Annotated in this window: 3 protein-coding genes; all 3 read left to right on the forward strand. The window is 64.9% G+C overall.

Annotation, left to right across the window (positions count from 1 at the left end; genetic code table 11):
* The first annotated feature begins 184 nt into the window (after positions 1 to 184).
* The 3 genes from istA (at position 185) to KAY22_RS27115 (ending at position 2816) form a co-directional block, all read left to right on the forward strand.
* On the forward strand, positions 185 to 1657 hold the full coding sequence (istA, locus tag KAY22_RS27105) for an IS21 family transposase (RefSeq protein ID WP_296626151.1): 1473 nt from the start codon (positions 185 to 187) through the stop codon (positions 1655 to 1657).
* Positions 1654 to 2490 (forward strand): IS21-like element helper ATPase IstB, encoded by an 837-nt coding sequence (istB, locus tag KAY22_RS27110; protein ID WP_296626149.1) that lies wholly within the window; start codon positions 1654 to 1656, stop codon positions 2488 to 2490. Before istA ends, istB begins: the two co-directional genes overlap by 4 nt.
* An 89-nt stretch (positions 2491 to 2579) precedes the next feature.
* Positions 2580 to 2816, forward strand: coding sequence for a hypothetical protein (locus KAY22_RS27115; protein ID WP_296626150.1), 237 nt, complete (start codon positions 2580 to 2582; stop codon positions 2814 to 2816).
* Positions 2817 to 3018 lie beyond the last annotated feature (202 nt).

The raw sequence follows: 3018 nt of genomic DNA on the forward strand, positions 1-3018 counted from the left end.
AAGCTGCGCCGATGCCCCGGCAGAACCGGCAGCGTTGGCGGTGGCCGAAGTGGAGATATTGAGCGTCCCGCCCGCCGCATTGGTCAGCGTCGCTGTGCCGATCCGGCCGACGAAGCTTTATGGTTGGGTTTTCCTGTTGCGGAGGACCTGCCGTGTGCCTGGCCGTCACATAACCGATCATCAGATGAGGCTGTTTATGACATTGAGGAAAGACCACCCGGTGGCCGTAGCTGCGGCGAAGGCGGGGATGAGCCCGGCTGCGGGCTACCGGCTGTTGAAGGATCCGCAGCTGCCTTCGCAGACGAAGGCGCCCCGCGGTCGCCGACGTCCCGATCCGCTTGCGGGGTTCTTCGACGAGGAGGTTGTGCCGCTGTTGGAAACAGCGCCCGGTCTTCGTCCAATTGCGATCTTTGAGGAGCTGCGCCGCCGTCACGGCGATCTGCCGTTTGCGCGCCGGACGCTGGAGCGGCGGATCAGGGGCTGGCGTGCGCTGCATGGGCCCGAGCGCGAGGTCATCTTCCGGCAGTTGCATGAGCCGGGCCGCCTTGGCCTGTCGGACTTTACCCATATGGGCGATCTCAACGTCACGGTCGCAGGCGTGCCGCTGGAGCATATGCTCTATCACTTCCGGTTGACCTATGGCGGGTTCGAGCACTGCCATGTGATCCTGGGCGGCGAGAGCTATGTTGCCTTGGCTGAGGGGCTGCAGAACGCCTTGTGGTCGGCAGGCGGTGCTCCCCGGCTTCACCGGACGGATAGCCTGTCGGCTGCGTTCCGTAATCTTGACGCCGATGCCCGCGCTGATCTGACCACGCGATATGATGCGCTGTGTCAGCATTACGGGATGGAGCCGACCCGCAACAACACAGGGGTTGCCCACGAGAACGGCTCGATCGAGAGCTCTCACGGCCACATCAAGGCTGTGGTGAGGGATGCCTTGCTGCTGAGGGGGAGCAGCAACTTTGCTGATCTGGCGGCGTATCGCGGCTTCATCGATGAGGTTGTGACAGCGCGCAATCGGCGCCATGCCCCTTCGATCGATGTCGAGCGCCGGACCTTGCAGCCGCTGCCCGACACGCGCACGAGTGATTATGAGAACGTGCTGGTCAGGGTCACCTCATCGGGCGGCTTCACCTTGCGCAAGGTGTTCTACACCGTACCCTCAAGGCTAATCGGACACCGCCTGCGCGCGCGGCTCTATGATGACCGGATCGATCTGTTCCTGGGCAGCACGCTGCTGATGACGCTGGTGCGCGGCCGCGCTGGCGACAATGGCAAGCATGGGCATATCGTCGATTACCGGCATGTGATCCACTCGCTGCGGCGTAAGCCGATGGCGCTCATGGGGCTGGTCTACCGGGATAGCCTGTTCCCCCGCGACGCCTACCGGCGGATGTTCGAGCATCTGCTGGAGCATGAAGGCGAGCACTCCGCCTGCAGGATTACCGTTGATCTGCTGGCCATGGCGCACGAGCGCGCCTGTGAGGCTGAGCTTGCCGGACTGCTCGAAGCAGATCTTGCCGCGCGGCGATGCCCGGACATCGCCGCCCTGCGCACCCGGTTCTCGCCTGATCCTGAGCAGTTACCTCAGGTGGATGTAAAGCTCGGGCATCTTGCCTCCTACGACAGCCTGATCGGTTGGGGAGAGGCGGCATGAGCACACCCCCGATGATCGACGCGCAGCGGCTCAGCCTGATGCTGAATGAGCTGCGCTTGCCGGCAATCAAGCATATGTGGGGCGACTTTGCTGCGCGCGCAGACAAGGAAGGCTGGCCTGCCGCTCGCCTCCTGGCTGCGCTCGCCGAGCATGAGATCGCCGAACGGGATCGGCGGCGGACCGAGCGGCATCTGGCTGAGGCCAAACTGCCCGCCGGAAAGACCCTCGACACCTTCGCGTTCGATGCCGTCCCGATGGTATCCAAGGCGCAGGTCATGGCCATGTGCGCAGGCGACGGGTGGCTTGAGCAGGGCGCCAATCTCATCCTGTTCGGCCCTCCCGGTGGCGGCAAGACCCATCTCGCCGCTGCCATCGGCCTGGCGCTGGTCGAGAATGGTTGGCGCGTCCTGTTCGCGCGCACTTCCGACCTCGTGCAGCGCCTCCAGGTCGCCCGGCGTGAACTGGCGCTCGAATCCGCGTTGGCAAAGCTCGACAAGTACCACCTGCTGGTGCTCGACGACTTCGCCTATATCAGCCGCGATCAGGCCGAGACATCGGTCCTGTTCGAGCTGATCAGTGCCCGCTACGAACGCCGCTCGATGCTGATCACCGCCAATCAGCCCTTCGGCGAGTGGAACAGCATCTTCCCCGATCCGGCCATGACGCTCGCCGCGGTGGATCGTCTGGTCCATCACGCGACGATCTTCGAGATGAACGTTGAAAGCTACCGGCGGCGAACCGCCGAGGCGCGGCGGGCAGGCCCCGGGCGCCCCGCCAACTTCACCACGCCCAAGGTCCTTGAAGCCGTCCGCGACAATCAGGACGCCGAATAGCCCTTGCCAGCGACAATCAGAATGCGCAGAAACTGTCGCGCCGCGACAATCAACTTCTCATCCTGATCGTCGCGCTGCTCTCACCTTGAATGTCGCGCTACAGCGTGCGCGCCGCCGAGAACCAGGCGCGGCGCTTCGGCGGCTACCGCTATGCCGACGTGGTCGACGTGCGCGATATCGACCGCACTCGTGACGGATTCCGGGTCAAGGGCCGGATCGATGTCGGCGGCGGATATGGCCGGGGCGACCGCGGCAGCTTCACCTGCCGGGTTGACGGCCGGGGCGCGCCCTTCATCGACTTCGACGGGATCCGCCGCCTGCGCTGACCCCTTCTGAACCCCCTCGCGCGCGGTGTTCCTGCCTTTTCGCCGCGCGCATCCTCCCCGCCCCGCCATCTCCCACCGGATGGCGGGGCGGCTCTTGTCTGGCGCTCGGATGGTTCAGCCCAGCGCAAGCTCGGCACGGCTAATCCTCATCGCCATCCGGACGTTGGTGGGCGGCCGGGCAGATAAACAGGAGGAGAGAGCA

The sequence above is a fragment of the Rhizorhabdus sp. genome (assembly GCF_018006725.1).
In the GTDB taxonomy this organism is placed as follows: Bacteria; Pseudomonadota; Alphaproteobacteria; order Sphingomonadales; family Sphingomonadaceae; genus Rhizorhabdus.

Coding starts and splice junctions, on each gene's coding strand:
- istA (WP_296626151.1), top strand. CDS start 185: ATGAGGCTGTTTATGACATTGAGGAAAGACCACCCGGTGGCCGTAGCT.
- istB (WP_296626149.1), top strand. CDS start 1,654: ATGAGCACACCCCCGATGATCGACGCGCAGCGGCTCAGCCTGATGCTG.
- KAY22_RS27115 (WP_296626150.1), top strand. CDS start 2,580: ATGTCGCGCTACAGCGTGCGCGCCGCCGAGAACCAGGCGCGGCGCTTC.